This is a genomic window from Rhodococcus sp. FG69, assembly GCF_057808915.1.
Genome location: NZ_JBMDIX010000025.1, coordinates 24,764 through 45,413, shown reverse-complemented (window position 1 = coordinate 45,413; position 20,650 = coordinate 24,764). Strand labels below are relative to the sequence as shown.

Sequence of the window (20,650 nt, the reverse complement as noted above, 5' to 3'; positions counted from 1 at the left end):
TTTCGGCAGTGCAGAATTCGGCAACGACATCGCCGACGCGATCCGGCAGGGTATCGATCCCGGGGAGATCAAGCTCGCGGTGCCAGGCGACGGCGAGAGACCGGTCATCACCGTCAACACCAACCCCCGCACGGGAACATTCACCGTGGCGCTGATGCCGGGGGTTGCCACCGAGGCACTCGCGCAGGCCAATTCGCGGGTTTCCCCCCCCTAGGGGCATTGGTCGGGTCACGCACCTCCGAACTCCACGACAGTCTTGCTCATCGGCAGCTCGTCCTTTCGAACACCTTCGTCGGACGGGTCGACCGGTACTGCGTCCACTGCGGGGTCGAGTGCCATCAACTGATCGAGGGCTGGGCCGTCACCAGTGAGGACGAACTCGTCGAATACGTAGGGAAGACCGTCTGCGACGAGAGCCGATGGCTGGTTCATCAACTGGAAATGGAGGTGCGGGCCAGTCGAGCTACCCGAGTTTCCGGTCCGCCCGATTTCCTGGCCTGTCGTTACCTTGTCTCCCACAGCGACTGCGACACTCCCTGGTCGCAGATGGGCGTAGAACGCGTAGACATCGTCCGACAGTTTCAAGATGACGTGGTTGCCGTCGGCCTCCTCGATCGTCACCGGCCGCGGTGCCGTAAGGCTTTGATCCTTGAAGTCGTTGGCAACTTCCACGACTTCGGCGTCCGCCACCGCCCATACGGGCTGATCGTAGGTGAACCAATCCGCGTTCTCGGTCGGGTCACCCCCGACGAGAAGATTTCCGTCACCTAGGCGGTTGAAGTCGATTGCGAATCGCTGCGCGACCCACAGTGAATTGTCGATCGGTTGGGCTGTTCGCCGGTGAGGACCGTCGCAGCAGCTCCCCACCGCCATCCATCCTGCCCCTGCCAGCGGTGGGCCGATCGAAATCGGGCCGGTTCGATCGACATCCGCCTCGGCGCCGTCGTAAGTGATCGATTCCGGCACCGGCAATCCCGGCGGCACCGACACTGTGACACGGTGTTCGACCCGTTCCGGAATGTCCCGTACATCGTCGAATTCGACATCCATCCACAGCACACCCACAGTCGACGGTTCCAAGGTGTCGGTCGGACCGGCTCCTCCGACCAACAAAGACATCGCGGAGGTCACCCCATTCTCATCCAGTGACGCGAGGACGCCTCCACCGTCGGCGTCGAGCACCTCGACTCCGGTGACTGTGGCCGCGATGGGAAAGCCATTTATCAGTTGCACCTCGTACACCAGGTGAACACGACCGTCGGATCCGGTGAACCACCGCGGCAACGACATCACCTGCATTACTGCGGGCGTGAATTGTTCCGGTGTGTTCGAGGAACCCGGCTCCGAGGACACGGTGGTCGCGGTGCCGGTGACCTGAGAATCCTCGGCACCGCAGGAAACTGCTGTTCCACACAGTGCCAAGGCGATCACCATCGCAGCCGATCGTCGGAATATGGGTGATCGCATTGGTGTAGAGCGAACCCACGGAGACGTTGGCGATTCAGTCATGGCGGCCCTTTCCTCAGCCAGGATTACACACTCGGCGCGCAGTGACGGCGCAAACCGGCAACTCGACCGCAGGATGTCGAGCCCGCGCTCTCAGGCTGTCCGAGCTGCGTGTTCGCCCACTTCGGCTGAGCGAGATACCGAGCGAACTCGCTGAGGAGCACATCAGACGAGCTAGTGCATCGATCGGAGATATGCTGGGCACGCTCAGGCACACCAGCGCACGACGAAGGACCCGAAGATGCCGGATTCGCGTTCTCCTCGGTCGATAACAGATGTACTCGGATCGCCTCGATTCTGGCTTGCTCCGATACTCGTCGTGTCGGCGTTGATGTCGCTGTTGGCTGCGCTGTATCTCGGTGGGATCCTCAACCCACAGGACAACCTGCGCGACTTCCCGGTGGTTCTGGTCAACCAGGACGAGGGCGACACCGTCGAATCCAATGGTGCGACCACGGTGCAGAACATCGGCAACGACATCGCCGACGCGATCCGGCAGGGTATCGATCCCGGGCAGATCAAGCTCCTGGAGACAGGACCTGCCGAGGCTCGAGACCTCCTGTCATCGGGGGACGCCTACGGTTCCATTGTCATTCCATTCGATTTCACCAAACGTGCCTTGATATTCGCTCGCGCGAGCGTGGTGCCAGGCGACGTCGAGAGACCGGTCATCACCGTCAACACCAACCCTCGCGCGGGAACATTTACCGTGGCATTGATGCAGCGTGTTGCCACCGAGGCACTCGCGCAGGCCAATTCGCGGGTTGGATCGGCGCTCACAGCCGAAGTCGATGCGCAACTTCAACCCTCGGGCGATGAACTGACCGGAGCGGCCAGACTTGCCCTCGCCGAACCGATCAACGTGATCGTCACACCGTACGACCCGCTGCCCGACGGCACCGGCAGCGGCCTTTCCGCGTTCTATTACGCGTTGCTGCTCGTCCTCGCCGGGTTCACAGGTGCCACGATCGTCAGTGCGCTCGTCGACGGACTCCTCGGTTTCACCCCGACCGAATTCGGTCCGCGAGTGATTCATCGAGGTCCCACGAACATCAGCCGTACCGGCACCCTGGCCGTCAAGTGGCTGATCATGTGCGTGGTCGCCGCTGTCGTCTCGGGGCTGTACCTGTGGATCAGCACCTCTCTCGGTATGCCGTCGCCTCACTCGTTCGCGTTGTACCTGTTCGGAGTGTTCGTGATCATCGCAGTCGGTATCACTGCATTGTCGGTGATGTCGGCGTTCGGTACAGCCGGGCTGCTCATCAACCTCGTGGTGTTCATCGTTCTGGCTCTGCCGTCCTCCGGAGGTACCTTGCCGCTCGAAGCCAGCCCGACGCTGTACGGCTGGCTGGCGCAGTTCGAACCGATGCACCAAATCTTCCTCGGCACCAGATCTATCCTGTACTTCAACGCACGACTCGATTCCGGACTTCTGCATGCTGTTGTGATGACCGGAATCGGTTTGCTGATCGGTCTGGTCGGTGGACTGCTGTTCACGCGGCTGTACGACCGCAAAGGCTTCGATCGTGCGCCATCCACCGGCCGAATCGAGGCGTGACAACGTGGACGACTACTACGACTTGGGTAGCCACTCCCGACGGATCACAACTTCGGTTCCCGATGCGCAAACCTGGTTCGACCGAGGGCTGGTGTGGTCGTACGCGTTCAATCACGAGGAGGCCGCGAAGTGCTTCCAGAACGCGATCGATGCCGACCCGTCCTGCGCGATGGGCTATTGGGGATTGGCGTACGCACTGGGACCCAATTACAACAAGCCTTGGGAGTTCTTCGACGAGGCCGATCTGACGACGACCATGGCTCGTACTCACAGTGCCGTCGACACGGCCGCCGAGTTGCTCGGAGATACTCACACGATCACGGAGATAGGGCTCGTCAAGGCGCTGCAGCACAGATTCCCCACGGATCGAAGCGACCATTCTGGCCCAACGCCCTGGGCTGTGTGGAATGTCGACTACGCCGACGCCATGCGCGAGGTCCACCGCATCGACGTGGCCGATCTGGACGTCGCGACGTTGCTCGCAGATGCACTGATGAACCTGACACCCTGGGAACTCTGGGATCTCCGCACCGGCGAACCGGCACCGGGCTCGCGCGCAGTGGAGGCCCGGGCCGTCCTGGACCGTGCGCTCGAATCCGACCGCGGTCGGGTACACCCGGGAATACTGCACATGTACATCCACCTCATGGAGATGTCCGGCGTACCCGAACAAGCATTGGTCGTTGCAGACAGACTGCGCGGACTGGTTCCCGATGCCGGCCACCTTCACCACATGCCGTCGCACCTGGATGTTCTGTGCGGGGACTATCGCCGCGTCGTCAGCGCAAACACGGACGCGATCGTCGCAGACGAGAAGTTCCTGCACCGTGCGGGACCGATGAATTTCTATACTCTCTACCGCGCACACAATTACCACTTCAAGATCTACGGGGCCATGTTCCTCGGGCAATCGGCGGTTGCCATAGACACCGCGAGCCAGCTCGAAGCTGCAATTCCAGACGAACTGCTCCAAGTCGAAAGTCCGCCGATGGCTGACTGGCTCGAAGGTTTTCTGGCGATGCGCGTACATGTCTACATCAGATTCGGTCGCTGGCAGGACATCATCGACCTGCCGATGCCCTCGGACGACAGCCTGTACTGCGTCTCGACTGCAATGCTGCACTACGCGAAAGGCGTTGCATACTCGGCAACGTCACGGATCGAATCGGCCGAGCGCGAGAGTGAATTGTTCGCGGGGGCACTGACACGAGTCGCCCCGACACGAATGCTGTTCAACAACACCTGTCTCGATATCCTCGCTGTCGCCGCTGCAATGTTGGAGGGCGAGCTCGAATACCGCAAAGGCAACTACGACAGAGCCTTCGACGCACTGCGCCGATCGATCGAGTTGGACGACGGCTTACCCTACGACGAGCCGTGGGGATGGATGCAGCCCACTCGGCACGCGTACGGCGCGTTGCTCCTCGAACAGGGGAATGTCGAGGAAGCGGCGGCAGTCTACCGTGCCGATCTCGGACTCGACGCTACTTTACCTCGGGCACAACAACATCCGTCGAACGTGTGGGCTCTCCACGGCTACCACGAATGCCTCCGACTACTCGGTCGCGACGACGAGGCCGCCATTGTCGGACAACAGTTGAAGCTCGCTGTTGCGATGGCCGACGTCCCGATCGAGTCATCGTGCTTCTGCCGGCTGACCGCACCACCGAACGAAGAACCGGGAGGTCACTGCTGTTCGGTGTAGGCCGCTCGCGTCGCACCCCCACCCGCACCGAACGACTCATTCGGTCACCCGCGCGACCTAACGCGCAGGTTCCAGCGACCGCGCAGGTTGCAACTTGCGCGTGGGCTGAAAGGTGCGCGTCGCACCCCCACCCGCACCGAACGACTCATTCGGTCACCCGCGCGACCGAACGCGCAGGTTCCAGCGACCTATTACAGGTGGCGACTCGGGAATCTGCCGAGCTGTAGCCCTCGCATTCGAGAGAGAGGGCGCCGACGTAGTCACGTCCGAGACGAATCGCAGTGCTCGCGTCTTGTGACCAGCGCTCGAAAACCATGGGCGGGTTGGACATCGTAGTCAACAATGCTGTTTTTCAGATGGCTCAGATGGGCGGATTCGCACATTTCACCACCGAACAATTCGACCGCATACTCGAGACCGACATCTATGCACTGTTCTGGATCTCGAAGCAGGCCTCCGCGATCATGATGCCCGGTGCGGCCATCATCGATACCGCATCCATACAGGCGTCCACCCCGCCACCGGAGTTGCTCGACTATGCAACGACGAAGGCAGGGATAGTTGCTTTCACCAAGGGATTGGCGGGCGGTCTTGCCTCACGCGGCATTCGGGTCATGCCCGCGACGATGCCGTTCAATTGAGCTGCCGCAGAACCGTAGTCGCCAAGCCTTGGCGTCAACCACGTCCCATGTAGGGCATTCGGTTGGCCATGATGGTCATAGTGGGGACCGAGACGTCGAGTGGCAATTCGACGAGATGCGCGATGGCGTCGGCGACGTGGATCGGATCGAAAGTGGGTTCCGGTCGGGTCGAACCGTCGGCTTGCCTGGCCGAGTGCGCGAACCCTGCCGTCATGTCGGTGGCAGCGTTGCCGATGTCGATTTGGCTGCAGCAGATGTCGAAGTCGCGGCCGTCGAGTGAGATCGACTTGGTCAACCCCGATACACCGTGCTTGGTCGCCGTGTACGCGGCGCTGGCAGGTCGTGGGGTGTGCGCGGAGATCGAACCATTGTTGATGATCCGGCCCCCTCGTGGAGTCTGGGCCTTCATGATCCGCACTGCTTCGCGTGCGCACAGAAAGACGCCGGTGAGGTTGGTGGCGACGGTCTCCGACCACGCTTGCGGGTCGATCTCGTCGACACTTCCGGACGGCCCGAACGTACCGGCGTTGTTGACGAGCACATCGAGTCTGCCGAACTGCGCCGACACCCACCCGAACAGTTCGTGCACCGACTCGACCGAGGAGACGTCACACACGAACACCGCTGCCCTCTCGTGCCCCGCAGCCGTGTCGTCGAGACTCCGTGCGTTCCTGCCGACCAGCACGACGTGATGGCCAACCTCGAGGAGCCGGACAGCCATCGCCCGTCCCAGCCCGGAGCCTGCGCCCGTCACGACAACCACGCGCGAAGCGCGTCCTGTAGGTGTCACCATCATCTCCAATCCCATGAGGTACGAGATCAGTCCACGGTTCGCTGTGCGACAGTGTCGATGACACCGCGCAGTTCGTGCCGCTTGCTGACCCCGAGTTTCGGATACACATGGTAGAGGTGTGAACCGATTGTGCGAGGAGAGAGATGTAGCTGCTCACCGATCTGACGGTTGGTCAAGCCGTCCGCCGCGAGAGATGCAATGTGCTGCTCCTGTGCGGTGAGCGAGCTCCAGCCGCCCGCGGATTCCCTCACCAGCGAACCGCGCGATCCCCCGGCCGCACGTAGCTCAGCGCGCGCGATATCTGCGAACATGACAGCGCCGACATGTTCGAAGGTCTCGAGCGCTGCGGACAGAAGCGGACGCGCATCGGTGGGACGGCGCGTGCGGCGCAACCACTCGCCATAGTGCATCTGCGCTCGCGCTCGTTCGACGGGCCACTCGTCTGCGTCGGGATCCAATGCCGCAAGCCGGTAGTGCCGTTCCGCAGTCTTCGTCGTCTCGCTGACCAATGCCGCGGCCAAGTGGCGGAGCAGCCGAATCCGCATCGGCGGGCGCGATCCCAGTGCGCGACCGATAGTCGTAACCGACCTTCTGGCAGTCGCATGCTGACCACTCCGGGCTCCAGCCCATGCAAAATCTGCCAGGGCACGCGCAGATTGAACACTGTGCAGGGGTGTGCCGTCGGCACCGAATAGACCTTGCAGCCGCTCGAAGGCACCCTCGAAATCTCCCCGGGCACAGGATATCGTCGCCAACACGCGTTGCAGGTCCACTGCGAGCGCAACGTTCGCGCGCGGTTCGAATAGCGCCGCGGCCCGTGCGACATGGTCGTCGGCACGCGCGAGATTGCCCCGATAGGTCTCGATCGTCGCCCGATGAGTCTCGACCGTAGCGTCGACAAGCGCCATCCTGCCGACTGCCGCGACATCCGAGGCCTCGTCCGCAGCCGCATCGACCTCGTTCCAGCGGCCGGTGTCGATCAGCGCACCGACACACGCGGCCATTCCCATCGCACCTACTCCGAGGCTCCCGGACTCGCGGAGAGCGCTGATCCCCTGTGTGAAGTAGGTCAACGCGTCGACGCTGTTCTCGCTCAGGTACGCACGGGTCCCTTCCGACAGAAGAACTGAAATTTGTGCCGAGATCGACACTGCCTCGGCGCGGTGTTCCACGGTCTCCGTTCCCAACGTCGACGAGGAGTATTCGGTGATCAGGCGACGCACGGACTCTTTCGCTGCCTCCGGCATCGGCGACATGAAGTCGCCACCGTCGGATATCGTTTCGGGCAGTTTCTCGGCCAGCCGTCGAAGCTCCTCACGCCGCGCCTCTCCGCCACTGAAGTGCGCGGCACCGACGGCTGTGAACAGAAGAGCCAGCACAAGGCTCTCGTCGGTCGGCGCGTCCTCGGTGAGGGTCCGGCGGATGACGTCGAAAGACTCATCCGGATGCGCGGTCTGCAAGAGGATCGATGCGGTGGGTAGTGCTGCAGCACTACGGATATCGGCCACGTCGGTTGTTCGTCGGGCCATGCCGGCCAGCGCGAGACCCCATCGAGGGTCACCCGCCATGTATGCCGCGTTCGCTGCCATGGCGTATCGCCGTGCTGCCTCGTTCACGTCCGGTGAGCACCGGCCCGCCCGCTCCAAGGCGCGAGCTACCTCGAAGAATCCACCCCGACGCTGTGACAGTTCGGCGGCATCCTCCAGCTCTCGTGCAACGGACTCGTCCGTGCCCTCCGCAGCAGCTGCCCGGTGCCAGGCTCGACACGGTGGATCATCGTGAAGTTGCTCGGCGAAGTCCTCGTGCGCGCGGCGACGGGCGTCGACGGTGCAGTCCGAGTAGGCAGCTGCACGGGCCAGTGGATGGGTGAACTGGACCCGGCGATCGTCGACAGTAATCAGACCTGATCGTTCGGCTTCTGCCCACACCGACAGGTCGGAGCCGAACCCTGCGGCTTCGGTGACGATGTCTACGCTCTCGTATCCCGAACCGGACGCGGCGTACAGCAGGAGTGTGCGAGTGTCAGGAGCCAGAGCGGCGAGCCGATCCGAGAAAATGGACTGCACCCGGCGAAGACGGTCGAGTCCCGCACCCGCCAGCATGCCACTGCCCGACCGCGCCACTGCGCGGCCGAACTCGATGAGCGCGAGCGGATTGCCCTCGGCCTGGAAGATGATGTCCAGCCGGGCAGCATCGGACGGGATCCCTGGCTGACGGTCGAGCAGTACCGCCGACTCGGCGTCGGTCAGGCTTGGAACTTCGACAGCGGGCACTCCGGGGTCGACGCCGTCGGGAACTCGATGTCCGCGTGCGCTGCAGAGCGTCGTCATCGGCCCGGCGACGCGGCGTGCGGCATAGACGACCAAGTCGAGTGAGTCCCTGTCGAGTTGATGTGCGTCGTCGACGATCAGAACCAGGCCCCGTTCGTCCGTCAGTAGTTCGAGAAGATGAAGCACGGCATGTCGGCAGGCGAACATGTCGATCGCGGCGGGCATGGGCGCGCGCCCGAGCACCTCGTCCAGTGGCCTCCTGATCGCTGCGGGGAGTCGGTCGACGTACGACAGGACAGGCCACAGAAGCTGGTGGAGTCCGGAGAACACCTGCTGGGTTTCCGCATCGACGCCGGATGCCTCCAGGACACGGACCCCGGCGCTGGACGCGATGTCATGCGTGTACCGCAGCAGGGTGCTCTTGCCGATTCCAGCCTCACCCAGAAGCCACAACACCCGGTGTCCGCTCCCAGGCTCCCGAGCGAGCCGCGCCAGGGACTCGGCCAGGTCGTCCCGCCCGATCAACGGCGCGCCGAGCGTAGGTCCGTCGATACGACTGCCCGCCATGCCCACCGCCCAATAGTTCTCGCCTCGATCGCCGAAGTCGACCCATTGTGGCACCGGACGCTCATGCATCGACAGTCGATCGACTGATGACCGACGCAGTGGTCGCCACGGATACTTCGAACTTCGGGTCTGGTCGAGGGAGTGTGATGTCCGAAGTTCGAGTGGTGATCGCCGACGACGATGTTCTGTTGCGAGAAGGCTTGTCGAGCCTGCTCACCCAGGCAGGACTCGAGGTTGTCGGCCAAGCCGGTGACGCAGATGAACTTCTGACGTTGCTCGGCCGGGAGCAACCCGAGTTGGCGATCATCGATATCAGGATGCCTCCTACGTATACAGCCGAAGGACTCGATGCCGCGGTGCGAATCCGAACCGAATACCCGGGTGTCGCAATGCTGCTGTTGTCGGCGCACGTGGAGGTGGATCACGCGCTCGAGCTGCTCGAAGGCGGTGACGGTCGGAAGGGAGTCGGTTACCTCCTCAAGAGCCGAGTAACCGATATCGCCGACTTCGTCTCCACCATCGACCGAGTAGCGGGCGGAGCGTCGGTGATCGATCCCGCACTCGTCTACGAGCTGGTAGCTGCCAGGCGACGGAATGACCCACTGGGGGCTTTGAGTGCCCGTGAGCGAGACGTGCTGACCCTCATGGCCGAAGGCCTGTCGAACGCGGGCATCGGCCGAAGACTGTGGATCACCGAGGGAACCGTCGAGAAGCACGTGCGCAGCATCCTCACAAAGCTGGACCTGTCGGAGACGGCGGACGATCACCGCCGGGTCCGCGCGGTGATCATGTACCTGGACACAGTCGCTTGAACTGCAGTCATCGGAGCAAGTTCTCGATAGCGGTCGCCGATAGCTCGAACTTCTGCAAGTACCCGATGGCTGAACTGTTTTCGACCAATTCGGCAAAGTCCTCCTCGTCGTGTGTCGACACCAGAATGATCGACGGCTTCGGGTGCAACGCGGCAGCATCCAGGGCCTCCACGACGTCGAATCCGCTTTCGGCTCCGAGGTCGATGTCGACCAGTACGAGATCCGGATGGGCCGTGACCGCCGTATCGACCGCGTCCGCCAACGTCGAGGCAGTTCCGACGACGGCAATGCCAGCCTCTTCCAGCACCCGGCGAGCAGCAACGCAGAACGCGTTGCTGTCGTCGACGATCAGGCAGCTGAACGATGAGGACATCACCTGGTCGAGAATGTCAGAGATCGCGAGGCCCGACATTCCGGCTAGCGGTAATTCCACCCGCCGGTATTTCCGATGACTACCGAGGTCGCGCGCCGCGACCGTCTCATCGCTATGGTGCTTCGACCGAGCTCACCACCGGTGGCATGGGGAATCGTTCTGGCTGCGGCCATGATCGCCACGGAGATCTTGGTCGTGCTCACGCTCAAACGAATCGCACCCGAAAACGCGTTCGGGGCTGTCTTTCTGTTCGGAGTGCTCGTCGTGTCCGCGGGTTGGGGCTTCCGGATGTCGATCGCCACCTCAGTGGCCAGCGCAGCCGCGTACGCCTACATCCACGTCATCGAGAGTAGCGAGAGCCTCGTCCCTGCCGTTATCGTCTTTCTGGCACTGGCTCTGCTCACCAACACTCTCGTCGGTCAATCGCGGCTGCGCGCCATGGAATCCGACCAACGTCGCCGGGAGGCCGACCTGTTGGCGTCGCTGGCGCGCACAATGCTGCGATCGAACTACAGCCCGGAGATGCTCGACGCAGCCGGGACTCGGCTGTCGGACGTTCTCGACCTGCCCTACGCAGTGTTGGGGCCTGAAACCGCATCCGCTTCTTCAGATCAGAACAAGATTCTTCTCCGAGACGGTGACGTCGTCGTTGGGTCCCTTCTCGTGCCGTCGACACTCGACCCGACCGACCGTCGCCGGATCCGACGCGTAGTGCCCTCGCTCGAGGCCTTGCTCGCCGCCGCGAGGGATCGGCAAGTGATGCACGAGCAGACCATCGCATTAGGGCGTCAACAAGCGTCACTTCGCCGCGTCGCTACGCTCGTAGCACTACGGGCCGAACCGGACGATGTGTTCCCCGCTGTCGCTCACGAGCTCGCCGACGGTCTCGACATCGAGCATGTCTCCGTGGTTCGCTACGACGCCGACAGGTGCTACACAATCCTGGCTCTGCGCGACGACAACGCAGACGACCCCCGTTTGACCGTCGGGGATCGATTGCCGATCGGCGGACACAACGTAGCCACCCTCGTCGCGACCACCGGCGATGCTGCGGAAATCGATTTCAGCACTGCGACAGGCGACATAGCGACGCTGTTGGCCGGTCGCGGAATTCGCCGATCCGTCGGCGTCCCCGTCGGTGTCGACGGCATCACCTGGGGTGCGGTGATCATAGGCGCCACGTCGACCCGTCGTACCGAGGACACAGGCACACGCGATCGGTTGAGCGACTTCGCCGACCTTCTCGCCACCGCCATCTACAACCATGAGACACGACTCGAGCTCACTCGGTCCCGAACCCGCGTGGTCACTGCGGCGGATCAGGCGCGGCGCACCATCGAACGGGATCTGCACGATGGTGCCCAACAGCGAATAGTGTCTCTGGGAATGGAACTACGGGCCGCGCAAGCCGCCGTTCCCGAAAACCTCGCCGGGCTCCGAAACAGTCTGGACCGCAGTGTCGAAACCTTGTCACATGTGCATTCGGACCTTCGCGAGCTCTCGCGCGGAATCCATCCCGCGATCCTCTCCCGCGGCGGTCTCGGTCCGGCGCTGAAGACGCTCGCGAGGCGCAGCCCCGTCCCGGTATCTTTGACCGCCGAGATACCCACTCGTCTCGATGATTCGATCGAGGTGGCCGCGTATTACGTTGTGGCCGAAGCCCTGACGAACACTGCCAAGTACGCAGACGCGACGGAAGTCGACATATCCGCCCGCGTGACGGATAGCGATCTCGAACTCACCGTGGCCGACGACGGTCGGGGTGGCGCGGACCCGAACTCCGGGTCCGGATTGATCGGTCTTCAGGATCGAGTTGCTGCCGTCGGGGGTAGCTTGACCATTTCGAGCCCACCCGGCACTGGAACCGTTCTCTCGGTGCGAATCGGCCTCACTACCGGGTAGCAGGTAGTGACGTCCCCGGTATCCCCTCCCCCACATTGGACGCCAGCAGCGACGATTTCGCCTCCGACAAGGACGAGTGTTCTCGGTACACCCCGGCACCACACCGAAGCACTCGACCAGCAGGAGGCCACCATGCCGTACATCACCACCACCGACGGAACCGAGATCTACTACACCGAGCAGGGCACCGGAAAGCCGGTTCTCTTGAGCCACGGTTGGCCTCTGTCGTCGGATGCATGGCAGCTCGAGCTCAAGCTGCTCGCAGACGCTGGCTACCGCGCCATCGCCCACGACCGCCGCGGGCACGGCCGCTCTTCGAGGACCTACACCGGGAACGACATGGACACGTACGCCCGCGACCTCGCCGAACTGGTCGAGGCTCTCGACCTTCAGGAACTCACGCTCATCGGCCACTCCACCGGAGGAGGCGAAGTGGTGCGCTACGCAGCTCAGTACGGCGGTAGCCGAGTCGCCCGCGTCATCACCGCAGGCGCCGTTCCGCCCATCATGCTGAAGTCGGAGTCCAACCCGGAGGGCACCCCGATCGAGGCCCTCGACGACATTCGCAACGGAGTCCTCACCGATCGCTCGCAGTTCTACAAGGACCTCGCCGAGCCGTTCTTCGGAGCCAACCGTGAAGGTTCGAAGGTCTCGCAGGGAGCCAAGGACGACTTCTGGCGGCAGGGCATGCTCGTCAATCTGGCTGCTGCCTACGACTGTGTGAAGGCTTTCTCGGAGACCGATTTCACCGAGGACCTGAAGGCGCTGACCGTCCCCATCTTCATCGCGCAGGGCGACGACGACCAGATCGTCCCCATCGCCGCTGCCGCGCTGAAGACAGTTGAACTGGTCAAGGACGGCACACTGAAGATCTACCCCGGCGCACCGCACGGCATCTACGGCGAGTACCAGAAGGCCTTGGACGCGGACATTCTCGACTTCATCGCGAAGTAGCACAAGGCCCTGCCCGGGTGGCGATCCGTCAGTCGCCGCCCGGGCCTTCCCTCGGAAGGCAGTGACTTTCATGACCTCCAGACACGTGCGGTCTCTGCTCGACGCAGCCCCGCAACACTCGAGCGAGCTCGGCTCGATCACCAGGCTCACAGCGGACGACTTCCCACTGCTGACCGGGTTGTCGATCAAGCGTCTCGTCCTCGAACCAGGAAGCATCCGTGAACCACACTGGCACGCCAATGCCGACGAGCTGGGCTACTGCATCGCCGGCTCGGTTCTGATTTCGATCCTCGACAACGGAAGCGCCTTTTCGTCTTTCACCATCGACGCCGGCCAGATGTTCACCATCGAATCCGGGTCACTGCACCACATCGAGAACGTAGCCGACACCACGGCCGAGTTCATCATCGCGTTCTCCGACGAACAACCCGAGGACTTCTCGCTGAAAGCGGCTTTCGGGACCATGTCCGAGGCGGTGCTCGGCAACACTTTCGGCCTCGACGCAGCGGCCTTCACACCCATGGCACTGTCGACCTCAGCAGCTGACATCGTCCAGCGCACCGGACCCGCGGTCATCCCGGACACAGCCGGATTCGGCAATCCACACAAGTTCGACCTCGAGGGTATGAGTGCGCCGATCAGCCAGCCGTACGCACACGTGAGGACGTCTCGGACGCAGTTCTGGCCCGCGCTGAAACACCTGTCGATGTACTCACTGACGATCGCCGAAGACGGTATGCGCGAGCCACATTGGCATCCGATCACAGCCGAGATGGGGTACGTCCACAAAGGGCGTGCCAGGATGTCGATTCTCGACCCGGACGGTTCCGTCGACACTTACCTCTTGAAGCCGGGCGACGTCTACTTCATTCCGCGGGCATATCCGCACCAGATCGAAGTGATCGGTGACGACGAGATCCATTTCTTGATCTTCTTCGATCAGCCCACGCCGGGGGATATCGGATATCGTGCATCGATCTCGGCGTTTTCGCGGCCAGTATTGGCGGCCACCTTCGGCGTCGATCTCGATGCTCTGCCCGACTTCCCGTTCACTCCGTCGGATCCGCTGGTCGTGCCGCGAACCAACCCGGTCGATGCAGTAGAGGAGGCCGAATCATGAGCGACCTCGCATCGTTCCTCGACCCCTCGGTGCCGCCCAGTGGTACGGGCTGTGTCGAATGCAACCTCACCGGTAGCTGGTGGGTCCATCTACGGCGGTGCGCCAAGTGCGGGCACATCGGGTGCTGCGACGATTCACTCAACCAGCACGCGAGCGGGCACGCCCACACCACGGGGCATCGGATCATTCAGAGCTTCGAACCCGGCGAGGACTGGTTCTGGGATTACGGGTCGAACCAATTTGCCGATGGTGGGCCGACACTCGCGCCCCCCGAATCCCATCCGCCCACACAAACCGTCCCCGGCCCGGCCGAGCGGGTTCCGCGAAACTGGCAACGGCTCCTGGGATAGCACGAGTTTTCAACGCACCCGCCCTACTCCGATGCACGCGAGTACCGAAAGAGGCCAGGATGACACCCTCTGCGACGACACCGGGTTCCGCCCCGACGGACACGGTGTCCGCATGGGCACCGCTGCGCAACACTCTGTACCGCAGCCTGTTCGTCGCCCAGCTAGTGTCCAATATCGGTGGCTGGATGCAGACGGTCGGAGCACAGTGGTTCCTGGTCGAGCGCGCGGCATCGACGACCATCATTGCGGCAGTGCAAACCGCCAGCCTTCTGCCTACGCTTCTCTTGGCACTGCTGGCGGGCGCGCTGGCCGACGCGCTGGACCGACGAGTACTGCTGATCGTGGTCGGTCTCGGTTCGCTACTGACCGGAGGAGTACTCACCGCGCTCGCGTGGACTGACACGCTGTCTCCGTGGGGTCTGCTCGCGTGCACGTTCGTCTTGGGATGCTGGTCTTCGCTCGCCGCGCCCGCGTGGCAGGCAATTCAACCAGAACTGGTTCCCCGAGAACAGATTCCAGCGGCGTCGGCATTGGGCGGCGTCACCGTCAATGGAGCACGAGCCATCGGACCTGCGCTCGCAGGCGTATTGGTTGCCGTCGCTGGGCCTACGTTCGTGTTCGCCATCAACACGTTGTCGTTTCTGGCTACGGTCGGCGTACTGACCAGGTGGAAGCGCCCCACGCGAGAACCGGCCGATCGAGAAAGGCTCACGGAGTCGATCGTCACAGGTATCCGCTACATTCGGTCGGGCCCGATAGTCCGCCGAATCATCTTGCGCTCGGCGCTCTTCGCTTTTCCCGCTTCGGCATTGTGGGCACTTCTGCCATCGGCCACCTCGTCTGTTCTGCGACTGGGGTCTATCGGGTACGGCATCGTGCTGGGCATCCTCGGTGTCGGGGCCGTCATCGGTGTAGCAGTCACACCGATTCTGAGGGCCCACTTCGGTGCGAACAGTCTGCTGGCCGGATCTGCCGTGGCGTATTCGGTCGGAGTGGCTGCGCTTGCGTCGCTGCCGGTCTGGTGTGTGATTCCGGCACTCATGGTGTCGGGAATAGCGTGGATCACCACCCTGACCGCGCTGAACGCGTCCATTCAGCTTTCCCTCGCACCATGGGTGCGGGCTCGCGGAATGTCGATCTATCTGCTGGTGTTCATGGGGTCTCAGGCAGTCGGTTCGCTCGCGTGGGGGTGGTTGGCATCGAGAATCGGCATTGTCGACTCCCTGGCGATAGCAGTGGGTGCGTTGATACTCGTGGCTGCAAGTGTGTCGGTGCTGCCGCTACGCCCCGAGACCGGAGTTCTCGACCGTGCGGCCTCCATGGCGTGGCCAACTCCGACAGTCGTCTTCGAACCTGTGCCCGAGGACGGACCGATACGGGTCACGATCACGTATCGCGTCACCGACGACCTCAGAGGGCAGTTCATCCAGTCGATGTCCTCGGTTGGCCTAGCGCGTAGGCGGACCGGGGCTTATTCGTGGAACTTGTTTCGCAGTCTCGACCACGGCGACATGATGATAGAGCAGTTCGTCAGCCCATCCTGGAGCCAGTATCGGCGGCAACGAGAAGAACGTTGGACCGGTTCCGACCACGAAGCAATCGACAACGCCATGAAGTACGTGGTCGGCGGATCGACCACGACCGAAGCACACGATGTCGCGGTGTCGTTACGAGCGAACAAGAGGAGCGCGTCGAGTCACGACCGATCGCACGTGCACGACCGGGGAGCAGTGCGATGAGCCCTATCGACGGTCAGGGTGAAACGTCCGGATCCCGTCGGTAGCCACCGAGTGGCGCAGCTGTACAACAGACGTGGCGAGATAGTCCAATCGCTGTGGCGCATACCCAGGGCAAGATTGCTCCGGACGGGCACGCGGCGAGACGCCGCACCCACTGACCACAGCGGAGGCGACGCACTGCACTCATGAGGTTGCATGCAGCACCCGGCGCCGCACAGCGCCCGGGAACATCACCGATATCGCAAATTGCCAATTCGAGAATTCGAATCTAATTTGAATCTAATTTGATCACGCCCAGACACCACCCACTCTGGATACGCAGAGTTGGTGGATTTTGTGCGTTGAGTACAAATAATAATTGGTTTCACAAGTGCCACATACCTCCCAACTATACTGCGCCACAAGACTTTAGGTTTGCACAATCGAATGAAGGGATGACTCTCACCGTCGAGGGAAAATACACCTCACCAAGAGGGAAATCGACGAGTGAGGCCATAGAAACCCAAACGATTCTCCGTTTAATCGACGCGAAATATCCACCTCTTAAGTTTCAACTCATGACGAGAAACCGGATGATTTTCAATGCTTTTCAAATGAACACCGTGTCGCATACGTATCACGGTCTGTGGCGGAATCCGAAGACCACTCAGGTGCATTTCGATGCTCTCGATACCTGGGTGGACTTGGCCAAGACGTTGGAGCGCGGTAAGTACGATGCTCTGTTCTTGGCTGATGTGGTCGGTATCGATCCGGCGTACGAGGGCAAGTGGAACGCCTACATCGAAGAGGGCCTGCACATGCCCTGTCACGACCCGGCTGCATTGTGTGCCGCGTTGATCGGTGCCACGGACAACCTCGGTTTGACGTTCACCAGCTCGATTCTGACCGAGCATCCGTTCAGCTTCGCCCGCAAGATGTCGACGATGGATCACCTGAGCAAAGGCCGCATCGGGTGGAACATCGTCACCAGTGCCACGCACTCGGCAGCTCAGAACTACGGCTACGACAAGATCGTCGAACACGACGAGCGGTACCGATGGGCGGATGAGTACATGAAGGTCGTCTACAAGCTCTGGGAAGGGTCCTGGGACGACGGCGCGGTACTCGCCGATCGCGAGGCCGGCGTCTACGCCGATGCCGACAAGATCCACCGGGTCTACCACCACGGCGAACGCTACAAGGTCCTCGGCCCGCACATGGCGTCCCCGTCCCCGCAGCGCACACCGGTCATGTATCAAGCGGGGTCGTCCAAGGTGGGACGGGAGTTCGCATCGCGCCATGCCGAGGCAACGTTCGTGGTGTATCCGACAGTGGAGGGTGCCCGCAAAGGTATCGCAGAACAGCGAAAAGAGACTGTCGCTGCGGGTCGTGACGCCGGTGACCTGAAGTTCATTCAGGGGTTCTCCTTCGTCGTCGGTTCCACCGAGGAAGAAGCATGGCGTAAGTCCGCCGAAATCGACGAGGACATCAGTTACCGCGGTTTGGCGGCGCACATCGGCCGGGACATGGGAATCGATGTCTCGGGTCTGGATCCGGACATGCCGATCGAGCAGACCTCGATGTCCGGAGTGCAGGGATATGCGCGGATGTTCGAGGACTCCAACAACGGGCAGAAGGCGAAGGTATCCGATCTCGTCGGAGCACTGTCGTACGCAAGCCGGATGGTCGGTACTCCCGAGCAGATCGCCGACAAGCTCGAGCAGTGGCAGAATGCCGGCGTCGACGGTGTCAACCAGATCATTCAGTACTTCCCGCAGTCGGCCGAGGACTTCGTCGAGCACGTCATCCCGGTCTTGCAGGAACGTGGTTTGGCGCAGAAGGAATACGGGACAGGAACGTTGCGGGAGCGGATGTTCCCCGGGATCGGACCGCGTCTACCCGATCGTCACGCAGCCGCGAAGTACCGTGGTGCATTCGTCCGTGACGCCGAAGTCAGTGGTGCAGGCGGAACCCACGTCACCTGGGACACCGCAGCCGTCTGATCTACCGTCCGGCAGCCTCACAGTCGACGAGCTGGGCCGCGTTCAGACGCTGGGCCCAGCTCGTCCTGACGACTCTCTACTCACAGGAACGGCTTTCGCTCATGTCCCACACTCACACTGCCCGTCGTCTCGAATTGACCGACGCAGCCGACGATCCCATGGCGCTCCGGACGACTTTCGCGTTGTTTCCGTCGGGAATAGCCGCTGTGTCCGCAATCGTCGACAACGAGCCCGTGGTTCTCGTCGCATCCTCCTTTCAGGTCGGCATTTCGGCCGATCCACCTCTGGTCCTGTTCGCGGTACAACACACGTCGACGAGCTGGCCCAGGCTGAAGACACGTGATCGTGTCGGCGTCTCGGTCCTCGGCGAAGCACATGACTCCGCCGCACGACAGCTCTCCTCCAAGACAGCACAACGGTTCGACGGAATCCCCACCACCGCACTTGAATCCGGCGCCCTCCTGATCGACGGAGCACCTGTCCATCTCGAATGCAGCATTCACTCCGAGGTGTCCGCCGGTGACCATGACGTCGTACTGCTCCACGTACATGCAATGAGCAGCACCCCTGAGACCGACCCCCTCATCTGGCACGGATCTGCATTCCGTGCGCTGGTACCGCACGCCGCCACCTGACGTTCACCGTCCTCTTACCCGAGGCTTTCCTGAATTGGACCGCTGATGCCCGATACCACGATCATGCACGTCTGCCTCGATAGTTCCGCTGCGTCGCATTATGAAGATCCCCTGTGGCTCACTGCCGAACCAACGTCCGACAGCGTCCGGATTCGGGCGGCCGACCTCGCCGAATCCCAGGAAATACGGAGGCGCTCGAGGCGGGCTTGCGAAGCAGCGGGCCATGAGGACACAACCATCTCCGTCATCCTCGTATTGGAAGTACATATCGCCACCGAGGCACGCATTGCACGCAAGGAATTGGCCGCATCTACTGTTGGACGGCCCGAGTCCGTGCGCTACGTCGGCACATCATCCGGTCTGGCGGGTTTGATCGCAGATATCAAGGCTGCGTCCGTTGCTGACGGCGTAGTGATCGTGCCTGTCGTCGACTCGTACCGAGCGGCCGTCCGTCGACGCGTCCTCGAGGAGGTAATGCCGTTGCTCCCTGCCCACGTTGTCGGTCGCCGCACCGAACGCGATGGGCGACGCTTGACTGCGTGATTCCTACACCGCGGATCGATGGCAGCAGTAGCACCAGGGTAGACACGCTTTGTAACGCTGACGAAATATGGCGGTCAACGGCCGACGTTACATTCCACATCACATGCGATCGAAGGCGCAAAGGAGGTCCGGGTGCCGTACTGGTCCACGTCCGGACTCGATCCACGAGACCAGGCCCGTTACTGGGGTGATGTGGTGTGCGAAGCATTTACACCTCTGTCTCCGAAACGAGGCCGCTCGCAACGAGAGCGCAGCGCTAGTCCTGATGGGGTCCTTGGCTGGGTCGACTCGAAGGAACTCTCGACAGTGAACTGCGCCGAGATAAGTTCTGTCACCCAAGTGCTCGAACACGGACGCCAGGAGGTGGCCAGGGCACCCCTCGACGCCGTATTCGTCAACCTGCAGCTAGTCGGAACGTGCTTCGCAGAGCAAGATGGCCGCCAGTCTCTGATCACCCCGGGTTCTCTGACCGTGTTCGATACGACTCGCCCATACCAGATGGAGTACCGGGAACCGGCATCCGAGGCGATGTGGAAGGTCCTCTCGTTTCGCATTCCCCGAGATCTCTGGAACCCCGACGCGGTCACCGGCGGCTCGATCGACACCATGTCAGGTCCCGGCACACTCGTCGGGACGATGATGACGGCCCTGTGGCGCGAACACCCGAACCTGGACCCACTGGCTTTGAAGACCATCGACCGATCATTCGTCGACATATTGTCCGCAGTCGCCGGATCGGGAATCCGACGCAGCGACTCCGACACGCAGTCGCGCGATGACGCCCTCCGGCTCATCATTCGCCAATACATCCGCGCAGCAGTGCCTCTCGGGAAGATCAGCGCGGAATCGGCAGCCCGAGAGGCATCCATATCGACCCGGTCGATGCACCGCCTGTTTCAAGCCGTCGGTACCACGTTCTCCGAATGCGTTCGCGACGAGCGACTCAACGGCGCAATGCACGACATTGCAACTTCCGACAGCTCGGTCACCCTCAGCGCGATCGCGGTACGCTGGGGCTTCTACGACAGTTCGCATCTGACCAGGGCATTTCGTCAACAGCTCGACTGCACCCCCAACGAATACCGCACCCGACATCGTGGCAATCCCGTGCTGTCGGAACCGGCTGACATGGTCGGGCGCACCCGAGGCGAATTCGCCGGGCCTCGGACTCGCTGAGGGACGCACACGACACAGCATGGT

The 20,650-nt window shown here is 62.3% G+C and carries 17 protein-coding genes; 13 read left to right on the top strand and 4 right to left on the bottom strand.

The window, feature by feature from the left end; genetic code table 11:
* Positions 1 to 228: 228 nt before the first annotated feature.
* Positions 229 to 1,434, bottom strand: coding sequence for a M23 family metallopeptidase (locus tag ACODSO_RS19070; RefSeq protein ID WP_489038352.1), 1,206 nt, complete (start codon positions 1,432 to 1,434; stop codon positions 229 to 231).
* 313 nt (positions 1,435 to 1,747) lie between these two features.
* Between ACODSO_RS19070 and ACODSO_RS19065 the strand changes: the two genes are divergently transcribed.
* From ACODSO_RS19065 to ACODSO_RS19055, 3 genes are all read left to right on the top strand, one after another.
* Positions 1,748 to 3,064, top strand: coding sequence for a YhgE/Pip domain-containing protein (locus ACODSO_RS19065; RefSeq protein WP_489038351.1), 1,317 nt, complete (start codon positions 1,748 to 1,750; stop codon positions 3,062 to 3,064).
* Positions 3,033 to 4,769 (top strand): tetratricopeptide repeat protein, encoded by a 1,737-nt coding sequence (locus ACODSO_RS19060; protein WP_489038350.1) that lies wholly within the window; start codon positions 3,033 to 3,035, stop codon positions 4,767 to 4,769. The genes ACODSO_RS19065 and ACODSO_RS19060 overlap by 32 nt, the downstream gene beginning before the upstream one ends.
* 323 nt (positions 4,770 to 5,092) lie before the next feature.
* On the top strand, positions 5,093 to 5,410 hold the full coding sequence (locus tag ACODSO_RS19055; protein WP_489038349.1) for an SDR family oxidoreductase: 318 nt from the start codon (positions 5,093 to 5,095) through the stop codon (positions 5,408 to 5,410).
* Positions 5,411 to 5,444: 34 nt separating this feature from the next.
* Here the strand turns inward: ACODSO_RS19055 and ACODSO_RS19050 are convergent, their stop codons facing one another.
* Positions 5,445 to 6,203 carry an SDR family oxidoreductase gene (locus tag ACODSO_RS19050; protein WP_489038395.1) on the bottom strand — a complete coding sequence of 253 codons (759 nt, stop codon included), beginning with the start codon at positions 6,201 to 6,203 and terminating at the stop codon, positions 5,445 to 5,447.
* Positions 6,204 to 6,229: 26 nt separating this feature from the next.
* Positions 6,230 to 9,094 carry an AAA family ATPase gene (locus tag ACODSO_RS19045; RefSeq protein ID WP_489038348.1) on the bottom strand — a complete coding sequence of 955 codons (2,865 nt, stop codon included), beginning with the start codon at positions 9,092 to 9,094 and terminating at the stop codon, positions 6,230 to 6,232.
* 92 nt (positions 9,095 to 9,186) lie between these two features.
* Between ACODSO_RS19045 and ACODSO_RS19040 the strand changes: the two genes are divergently transcribed.
* A complete protein-coding gene (locus ACODSO_RS19040) occupies positions 9,187 to 9,852 on the top strand; it encodes a response regulator (protein WP_489038346.1) in 666 nt (221 codons plus the stop codon).
* 7 nt (positions 9,853 to 9,859) lie between these two features.
* Here the strand turns inward: ACODSO_RS19040 and ACODSO_RS19035 are convergent, their stop codons facing one another.
* Positions 9,860 to 10,225, bottom strand: coding sequence for a response regulator transcription factor (locus tag ACODSO_RS19035; RefSeq protein WP_489038394.1), 366 nt, complete (start codon positions 10,223 to 10,225; stop codon positions 9,860 to 9,862).
* A gap of 75 nt (positions 10,226 to 10,300) precedes the next feature.
* On the opposite strand from ACODSO_RS19035, the gene ACODSO_RS19030 reads away from it, so the two are divergent.
* The 9 genes from ACODSO_RS19030 (at position 10,301) to ACODSO_RS18990 (ending at position 20,626) form a co-directional block, all read left to right on the top strand.
* Positions 10,301 to 12,127, top strand: coding sequence for a sensor histidine kinase (locus tag ACODSO_RS19030; RefSeq protein WP_489038345.1), 1,827 nt, complete (start codon positions 10,301 to 10,303; stop codon positions 12,125 to 12,127).
* A gap of 132 nt (positions 12,128 to 12,259) precedes the next feature.
* Positions 12,260 to 13,081, top strand: a complete 822-nt coding sequence (locus tag ACODSO_RS19025; RefSeq protein WP_489038343.1) for an alpha/beta fold hydrolase — start codon at positions 12,260 to 12,262, stop codon at positions 13,079 to 13,081.
* 70 nt (positions 13,082 to 13,151) lie between these two features.
* The gene (locus tag ACODSO_RS19020; RefSeq protein ID WP_489038342.1) at positions 13,152 to 14,201 is read left to right on the top strand and encodes a cupin domain-containing protein; all 1,050 of its coding nucleotides are present in this window, start codon (positions 13,152 to 13,154) and stop codon (positions 14,199 to 14,201) included.
* Positions 14,198 to 14,551, top strand: a complete 354-nt coding sequence (locus ACODSO_RS19015; RefSeq protein WP_489038341.1) for a UBP-type zinc finger domain-containing protein — start codon at positions 14,198 to 14,200, stop codon at positions 14,549 to 14,551. The genes ACODSO_RS19020 and ACODSO_RS19015 overlap by 4 nt, the downstream gene beginning before the upstream one ends.
* A 59-nt stretch (positions 14,552 to 14,610) precedes the next feature.
* Positions 14,611 to 16,290 (top strand): MFS transporter, encoded by a 1,680-nt coding sequence (locus ACODSO_RS19010; RefSeq protein WP_489038340.1) that lies wholly within the window; start codon positions 14,611 to 14,613, stop codon positions 16,288 to 16,290.
* Positions 16,291 to 16,847: 557 nt separating this feature from the next.
* The gene (locus tag ACODSO_RS19005; RefSeq protein WP_489038339.1) at positions 16,848 to 18,272 is read left to right on the top strand and encodes an NtaA/DmoA family FMN-dependent monooxygenase; all 1,425 of its coding nucleotides are present in this window, start codon (positions 16,848 to 16,850) and stop codon (positions 18,270 to 18,272) included.
* Between the two features lie 101 nt (positions 18,273 to 18,373).
* The gene (locus ACODSO_RS19000) at positions 18,374 to 18,907 is read left to right on the top strand and encodes a flavin reductase family protein (RefSeq protein ID WP_489038338.1); all 534 of its coding nucleotides are present in this window, start codon (positions 18,374 to 18,376) and stop codon (positions 18,905 to 18,907) included.
* Positions 18,908 to 18,952: 45 nt separating this feature from the next.
* Positions 18,953 to 19,450, top strand: coding sequence for a hypothetical protein (locus tag ACODSO_RS18995; protein ID WP_489038337.1), 498 nt, complete (start codon positions 18,953 to 18,955; stop codon positions 19,448 to 19,450).
* Positions 19,451 to 19,582: 132 nt separating this feature from the next.
* On the top strand, positions 19,583 to 20,626 hold the full coding sequence (locus tag ACODSO_RS18990) for a helix-turn-helix domain-containing protein (protein WP_489038336.1): 1,044 nt from the start codon (positions 19,583 to 19,585) through the stop codon (positions 20,624 to 20,626).
* The last annotated feature ends 24 nt before the right edge of the window (positions 20,627 to 20,650 follow it).

Coding starts and splice junctions, on each gene's coding strand:
- ACODSO_RS18995 (WP_489038337.1), top strand. CDS start 18,953: ATGCCCGATACCACGATCATGCACGTCTGCCTCGATAGTTCCGCTGCG.
- ACODSO_RS19050 (WP_489038395.1), bottom strand. CDS start 6,203: ATGGTGACACCTACAGGACGCGCTTCGCGCGTGGTTGTCGTGACGGGC.
- ACODSO_RS19000 (WP_489038338.1), top strand. CDS start 18,374: ATGTCCCACACTCACACTGCCCGTCGTCTCGAATTGACCGACGCAGCC.
- ACODSO_RS19010 (WP_489038340.1), top strand. CDS start 14,611: ATGACACCCTCTGCGACGACACCGGGTTCCGCCCCGACGGACACGGTG.
- ACODSO_RS19070 (WP_489038352.1), bottom strand. CDS start 1,434: ATGGTGATCGCCTTGGCACTGTGTGGAACAGCAGTTTCCTGCGGTGCC.
- ACODSO_RS19035 (WP_489038394.1), bottom strand. CDS start 10,225: ATGTCCTCATCGTTCAGCTGCCTGATCGTCGACGACAGCAACGCGTTC.
- ACODSO_RS19025 (WP_489038343.1), top strand. CDS start 12,260: ATGCCGTACATCACCACCACCGACGGAACCGAGATCTACTACACCGAG.
- ACODSO_RS19015 (WP_489038341.1), top strand. CDS start 14,198: ATGAGCGACCTCGCATCGTTCCTCGACCCCTCGGTGCCGCCCAGTGGT.
- ACODSO_RS19030 (WP_489038345.1), top strand. CDS start 10,301: ATGACTACCGAGGTCGCGCGCCGCGACCGTCTCATCGCTATGGTGCTT.
- ACODSO_RS19065 (WP_489038351.1), top strand. CDS start 1,748: ATGCCGGATTCGCGTTCTCCTCGGTCGATAACAGATGTACTCGGATCG.
- ACODSO_RS19040 (WP_489038346.1), top strand. CDS start 9,187: ATGTCCGAAGTTCGAGTGGTGATCGCCGACGACGATGTTCTGTTGCGA.
- ACODSO_RS19005 (WP_489038339.1), top strand. CDS start 16,848: ATGACGAGAAACCGGATGATTTTCAATGCTTTTCAAATGAACACCGTG.
- ACODSO_RS19020 (WP_489038342.1), top strand. CDS start 13,152: ATGACCTCCAGACACGTGCGGTCTCTGCTCGACGCAGCCCCGCAACAC.